General features: G+C 39.6%; 9 protein-coding genes. 1 reads left to right on the top strand and 8 read right to left on the bottom strand.

All coding sequences use genetic code 11. The features are described 5' to 3' along the window. Nucleotides 1-63 precede the first annotated feature (63 nt). Complete coding sequence (locus AC075J_RS18385; protein WP_008703512.1) at nt 64-207, bottom strand: hypothetical protein; 144 nt, start codon at nt 205-207, stop codon at nt 64-66. Between the two features lie 215 nt (nt 208-422). On the opposite strand from AC075J_RS18385, the gene AC075J_RS18380 reads away from it, so the two are divergent. Beyond that, a complete protein-coding gene (locus tag AC075J_RS18380; RefSeq protein ID WP_008703513.1) occupies nt 423-971 on the top strand; it encodes a Uma2 family endonuclease in 549 nt (182 codons plus the stop codon). 52 nt (nt 972-1,023) lie between these two features. Here AC075J_RS18380 and AC075J_RS18375 read toward each other — a convergent pair whose 3' ends face one another. The 7 genes from AC075J_RS18375 to AC075J_RS18345 form a co-directional block, all read right to left on the bottom strand. Next, nucleotides 1,024-1,188, bottom strand: a complete 165-nt coding sequence (locus AC075J_RS18375) for a hypothetical protein (protein ID WP_173700890.1) — start codon at nt 1,186-1,188, stop codon at nt 1,024-1,026. A gap of 24 nt (nt 1,189-1,212) precedes the next feature. After that, entirely contained in the window at nt 1,213-1,659 is a 447-nt protein-coding gene (locus AC075J_RS18370; RefSeq protein ID WP_476390602.1) for an aldo/keto reductase, read from the bottom strand. Beyond that, nucleotides 1,631-2,221 carry an aldo/keto reductase gene (locus AC075J_RS18365; RefSeq protein WP_476390601.1) on the bottom strand — a complete coding sequence of 197 codons (591 nt, stop codon included), beginning with the start codon at nt 2,219-2,221 and terminating at the stop codon, nt 1,631-1,633. Before AC075J_RS18365 ends, AC075J_RS18370 begins: the two co-directional genes overlap by 29 nt. A 118-nt stretch (nt 2,222-2,339) precedes the next feature. Further along, entirely contained in the window at nt 2,340-2,897 is a 558-nt protein-coding gene (efp, locus tag AC075J_RS18360; protein WP_026649975.1) for an elongation factor P, read from the bottom strand. Nucleotides 2,898-3,040: 143 nt separating this feature from the next. Next, a complete protein-coding gene (locus tag AC075J_RS18355; RefSeq protein ID WP_008703521.1) occupies nt 3,041-3,565 on the bottom strand; it encodes a shikimate kinase in 525 nt (174 codons plus the stop codon). After that, nucleotides 3,562-4,065, bottom strand: a complete 504-nt coding sequence (locus tag AC075J_RS18350) for a YqeG family HAD IIIA-type phosphatase (protein ID WP_008703523.1) — start codon at nt 4,063-4,065, stop codon at nt 3,562-3,564. Before AC075J_RS18350 ends, AC075J_RS18355 begins: the two co-directional genes overlap by 4 nt. Nucleotides 4,066-4,159: 94 nt before the next feature. After that, on the bottom strand, nt 4,160-5,521 hold the full coding sequence (locus AC075J_RS18345; RefSeq protein ID WP_008703524.1) for a citrate/2-methylcitrate synthase: 1,362 nt from the start codon (nt 5,519-5,521) through the stop codon (nt 4,160-4,162). Nucleotides 5,522-6,090: the final 569 nt, after the last annotated feature.

The raw sequence follows: 6,090 nt of genomic DNA, 5'->3' as shown, positions 1-6,090 counted from the left end.
TCTTGGTTTTTTTAAGTAAGCAGGAAGTAAGCAAGCAAGTGTAATCAAGGCATGATAAAGAGTTTATCCACAAAGTGATACTTTACGGATAAGCTCTTTTTTATAGTCTGATTCGCTTACATCATATGTGTAGAAATTTTCATTTACTTCTGGTGTGTTTCCAATCAGGACAGCAGTTGTCACTGAATCTGCACCATTTACACGCATACGTGAATTTAAAGTCCTGCGAATAGCATGTATACTTTTAACCGGAATTTTTGCCTGTTCACATTTATAACGAGCACATTCAGAAATAGATTCTGGTGTACAATGACCTGTGACAGTAGCAAATTACAAATATAAAAAAGAGTTGCTGCCAGATGGTCAGTGTTGAATATTTTATGTAAATCCACTATAATATAATCAAAAAGGAGCGTGATCGTATGGCTTTACTCAAAGAAGAATCTTATACCATTGAAGATATTTATGCTCTGCCAGATGGCGAAAGAGCTGAACTGATTGACGGACACATCTATTATATGGCACCACCATCGTACAAACATCAGAAACTCGTCATGGAGCTTTCCGCTATCATCCGTAATTATATAAAACAGCACAAAGGAACTTGCGAAGTGCTTCCTGCACCATTCGCCGTATATCTTGATGAAATAAATAATACTTATGTCGAACCAGATATATCTGTGATTTGTGATCCAAACAAACTTGATGATAAAGGATGTAAAGGCGCACCAGACTGGATTATTGAAATTGTATCGCCTGCAAGCAGAAAAATGGATTATCTCCTGAAACTTTTCAAATATCGTTCCGCAGGTGTCCGGGAATACTGGATCGTAGATATCGCAAAAAACAGAATTACAGTATACAACTTTAATCATGATTATTCCATTGAAGAATATTCGTTCACTGATACTGTAAAAGCTGGAATTTACGAAGATTTATCTATTGATTTCTCAGAAATTAATATCTTGTAAAATCTAAAAAAGTTGGTAATACATCCCTTCTATATGGGATTTTACCAACTTTTTATTGTGCTTGTTCCATGGCACATCCGATAGTTTGATTACCAAAACACATCTGGTATTCTTTATGGCGCCAAAGGATTTTAATGATGATATCATCATCTGTTACCAATTGTCCCACTTTCTTTTGAACAAAAAAAGACACACCATCTCCATAAAAAACATCCACAGGGTAATTCCCTGTGGATGTTTTTTATTCACCAAACTGTTGTGCACATTCTTTCAGCATTTCGCGGATTGGCAGATGGTACGGACATCTGGTTTCACATTTGCCGCATTCTATACAGGCGGAAGCCTTCACCGCAAGAGAACTGTAACGGTTTCTTGCCCAGTCTCCCAGCCCGTAACGGTTAAGATAGCCTGCGAACAGGAACACACCCGAAATATCGATTCCCACACTACATGGAGCACAGTAATTACATCTGCGGCAGAAATTTGTGCCAAGCTGATTCCGTACTGTCTGAACTTCCTCCAGTTCTTTCTCGCTTAACGGGGAATCATCAAGACAGGCCTTTATATTCTCCTCGATTTCCTTCTCTTCCGCCATTCCCGGGATCACAATAGTAACGTTCTTATTCGAACAGACATAACGCAATGCCAACGTTCCATTTTCAATTGCACCACCGGCCAGAGGTTTCATATGCAATAAAGCCGATGTTTTTCTCCTCACATTTTGAGATCAGCTCTTCCCCCTGACTCTCTACAATATTATATGGAAACATAATAGTTTCCACCCAGTCAAGCTCCAGAGCCCGGGCAAAAACCTCCACAGAATGAGCGGTCAGACCAATATGTCCGATTTTTCCTGCTGCTCTTGCCTCCTGCAGTGCTTCAAGGGCACCACCGGCCGCCTGCACCTGATCAAGTTGTTCCATACTCGGATTATGCACCTGGTATAATTCAATATGATCTGTACGAAGATTATGAAGACTCTTCTCAATATCTTCAGCCATGGCTTCCTTTGTACGTGCCATGGACTTTGTGGCAATTATAAATCTGTCCCTGATACCTTCCAGTGCATATCCCAGATATTCTTCACTGACCGTATATCCTCTGGCTGTATCAATATAATTTACTCCCCGGTCTGCCAGCTTATGCAGCAGTGTCTTTGTTCCTTCCGCATCAATTTTCTGGATCGGTATCCCGCCAAGGCCCATTCTGGAAACCCTGAGACCGGTTTTTCCAAGTGTTACATATTCCATATTTTTTTCTCCTATTTTCAATCAGAGATAAAAAACTGCCACCCGGATCTTACCGATGGCAGTTTTTATCTCTTTACATCTGTCGATCAGACAAAACAAACAACTGGTTTCATCCTGATTATACTCGAGAAAGATATTCTCCTGTTCTTGTATCGATTTTCAGTTTGTCGCCCTGGTTAACGAACAGCGGAACCTGAACCTGTGCACCTGTTTCTACAGTAGCCGGTTTTGTAGCACCCTGTGCTGTATTTCCGGCAAATCCCGGCTCTGTCTCAGTAACTTCAAGTTCTACGAACAGAGGAGGCTCAATAGCAAATACATTTCCGTTGTGGGAACAGATCTTAACCATCTCGTTCTCTTTAACGAATTTAAGAGAATCTCCAACCTGATCTTTTGTAAGACCAACCTGATCGTATGTCTCTACATTCATGAAGTAGTACAGATCACCATCATCATACAGATACTGCATATCTACACGCTCAATACGTGCAGCCGGGAATTTCTCTGTTGGACGGAAAGACTTCTCAAGAACTGATCCTGTAATAATGTTTTTGTATTTTGTTCTTACGAAAGCAGCACCCTTTCCTGGTTTTACGTGCTGGAATTCAACGATCTGACATACGTTTCCGTCAATTTCAAGTGTGATACCGTTTTTGAAATCACCTGCTGAAATCATAGTTATATTTCCTCCTTAATAGTACAGTTCAGCAATGCTGTGTCTTTTGACAACAACAGCCGTTCAAAGTGTGTGTCCCTCTCATGCTTTTCTCAGTTTTGTGACACACTCTTATTTAATTTTATAATATTCTGCTGTTTTTTTCAACTATTTTTTACACATGTTTTTAATTTTTCTTCAAGCTGACCAATCAGATCCTCAAATGGCTTGTCTCCTGTGATCATCTCAACATCTGCAAACTTTGTATAAACCGGATCGCGCTGTTTAAGAAGTTTTCTGATCTTATCTTCTTTGTCTTCTCCCTCGATCAGAGGATTGCTGCTGGAATTTTCCAGTCTCTTCTTCAACGTTGCATAAGATCCCTTCAAATATACTACAGTTCCCAGTTTTTTAATATATTTTGCATTCTGTTCCTGCATCGGAAGACCGGACCCCAGAGAAATGATCTTCTGTTCCGGATCATCGATCAGTGCCTTGATCACAGTTGTCTCAAGAGCTCTGTAAAATGGTTCTCCGAATCTGTCAAAGATTTCTTTCATTGTAAGGTTCATCTTCTTTGATACTACGCGGTCAACGTCTACAAAAGGAAGATTGAAATCTTTTGCCAGCCGTTTTCCTACTCTTGTCTTACCTGAACCCATAAATCCTATGATAACAATATGGTTCATGAATTCCCCTCCTCTTTGCGGTAAAAATATAGTACAATTCTTTCAAGATATCGTTTCAGTACGATCTGAATCTCTTCTTTCGGATTGAGTGGTTTCACCAGAATATTCCGGATTCCTGTGCGTTTCGCACCATATATATCAGTAAAGAGCTGATCTCCTATAAAAACTGTATTACTTCTGTCTGTCCCAAGAAGTTCCATTGCCCTGATATAATTTTTTGTTGAAGGCTTGTGTGCATTCTCGATAAACTGCGCTCCTATCGCATCATTAAAAGAAGAAACTCTCTCGTACTGGTTGTTTGACAGAAAACAGCATTTAAATCCAAGTTCCTTCAGATGTGCAAACAACGCACATGCTCTCTCATCTGCCGGTGCACCATGAGGTACCAGAGTATTATCTATATCAAACAGAAGTCCTCTGTATCCCTGCGCATACAGATCATCGAAGTTTATCACATAGGTAGAATCCAGATATTCATCCGGAAAAAAGCAATTAAACATCCATAGTCATTTCCTTTATTTATATTTTTCTGAAAACAAGATCAGCGATAAGTGTCTAACAGTACGCTGTCCCCGAAATACTGAATCATTATGATCAGCGTTCATTAAGAGGAACATATACTGCCGGTTCCAGAACATTCTTATATGCCGGACGGATAATCTTATCTGCATTAATGAGCTCTTCCATACGGTGCGCACTCCATCCTACGATACGTGCAACTGCAAACATCGGTGTATATAATTCCAGTGGCAGATCCAGCATACTGTACACAAAACCGCTGTAAAAGTCTACATTGGCGCTTACACCTTTATAAATACGACGCTCTTCTGCAATTACTTCAGGTGCCAGACGTTCCACCATAGAATACAGGGCATAATCTTTCATTCTGCCTTTTTCCCTTGCCAGAGTTTCCACATATGCCTTGAAAACTTCAGCTCGCGGATCAGATACTGAATAAATCGCATGTCCCATTCCATAGATCAGTCCCTTCCGGTCAAATGCCTCTTTATGAAGAAGTCTCTTCAGATATGTCCGGACCTCGTCTTCATCCTTCCAGTCCTTAACTTCCTTCTTCATATCATCAAACATCCTGACAACTTTAATGTTGGCACCGCCATGCTTTGGTCCCTTTAATGAGCCAAGTGCTGCGGCAATCGCAGAATATGTATCAGTTCCTGATGAGGAAACCACATGAGTTGTGAATGTAGAGTTATTACCTCCGCCATGTTCCATATGAAGGATAAGCGCAATATCCAGGATCTTTGCCTCCAGATGTGAATACTTCTTATCCGGGCGAAGCATTCTCAGAATGTTCTCTGCTGTGGTAAGTTCTTTCTTCGGATTATGGATATAGAGACTCTTATCTTTAATATAATGGTTATAAGCCTGATATCCATAAACAGATAAAAGCGGAAATACACTGATCAGATTCAGACACTGTCTGAGCACATTCGGCAATGATGTATCGTCAGGGTTGGTATCATAAGAATATAAAGTAAGCACACTTCTGGAAAGCCCGTTCATGATATCCTTGCTCGGAGCCTTCATTATAACATCACGCACAAAATTTGTAGGAAGTGACCGCTGATTTGCCAGAAGCTGTGTAAAATCTGCAAGCTGTTTCTTGTCCGGAAGACTGCCAAATAATAAAAGATAGGTAACTTCTTCAAATCCATATCTGTCATCTTCGATAAATCCCCTGGTAAGATCTTTGATATCATATCCTCTGTAGGAAAGACTTCCAGCACATGGAACTTCTTTGCCATCAACAATCTTTGTGGCTTTCACATTAGAAACCTGAGTCAGGCCTGCAAGAACCCCTTTTCCATTAATATCACGAAGACCTCTCTTCACATCATATTTTGCATACAGAGAAAGATCCAGACTTGTATGTTCCTTGCAAACCTCCGTCAGATTTTCAATTTCAGGTGTTACTTTGGTTTTAAATCCCGCCATGTAATAAATCTCCTTTCTTCACAATTCTCTCGATAATGATTCCCTCCTCGTTTCTGTCATCGCAACAATTTGCAGATGCACATCTCTGTAAATATTATAGCATTTTTTTCTCTTTCGGTCTACATCTTATATATTCTGTTTCTGAACATAAAAAATCAGATTACCGGTTACTGTTCACGCACTACTGTCCTGCGAGCGTTTTTTTACTTCCATTTGCAGTTTCTTACGGATACATGACAATATAAGAACCGAAACGTACAGTGCGAATTTACGCAGTTTTATAAATATACTGTATTTTTTAGAAATTGCTATAAATTGTATGGATGATTTTTAACATTTTCTCATACTTGGCGGCATTTCGCAAGTACAAATTTTGTTCAAAAAATTTTCATAAAAAAATTTTCATTTGGCTCTTTCCATTTGTAACACTTTAGTGTATAATAACGTCGATTTAAAAAATAATTATACGATGGACGAGGAGGAAATCATAATGTCTTATACTGAAGAAGTATACGAAAGAGTCGTAGCACAGAATCCAAATGAGCCTGAATTCCATCAGGCAGTAAAGG

This window comes from Blautia sp. ZXY-1-C6, from assembly GCF_056339875.1.
The sequence above is the reverse complement of the archived record's forward strand: the minus strand, read 5'-3'. Positions and strand labels throughout refer to the sequence as shown.

What these genes read in the sequence shown, in the direction of transcription:
- AC075J_RS18385 (WP_008703512.1), bottom strand. Translation starts at nt 207, where the DNA reads ATGCGTGTAAATGGTGCAGATTCAGTGACAACTGCTGTCCTGATTGGA.
- AC075J_RS18380 (WP_008703513.1), top strand. Translation starts at nt 423, where the DNA reads ATGGCTTTACTCAAAGAAGAATCTTATACCATTGAAGATATTTATGCT.
- AC075J_RS18370 (WP_476390602.1), bottom strand. Translation starts at nt 1,659, where the DNA reads ATGAAACCTCTGGCCGGTGGTGCAATTGAAAATGGAACGTTGGCATTG.
- AC075J_RS18365 (WP_476390601.1), bottom strand. Translation starts at nt 2,221, where the DNA reads ATGGAATATGTAACACTTGGAAAAACCGGTCTCAGGGTTTCCAGAATG.
- efp (WP_026649975.1), bottom strand. Translation starts at nt 2,897, where the DNA reads ATGATTTCAGCAGGTGATTTCAAAAACGGTATCACACTTGAAATTGAC.
- AC075J_RS18355 (WP_008703521.1), bottom strand. Translation starts at nt 3,565, where the DNA reads ATGAACCATATTGTTATCATAGGATTTATGGGTTCAGGTAAGACAAGA.
- AC075J_RS18350 (WP_008703523.1), bottom strand. Translation starts at nt 4,065, where the DNA reads ATGTTTAATTGCTTTTTTCCGGATGAATATCTGGATTCTACCTATGTG.
- AC075J_RS18345 (WP_008703524.1), bottom strand. Translation starts at nt 5,521, where the DNA reads ATGGCGGGATTTAAAACCAAAGTAACACCTGAAATTGAAAATCTGACG.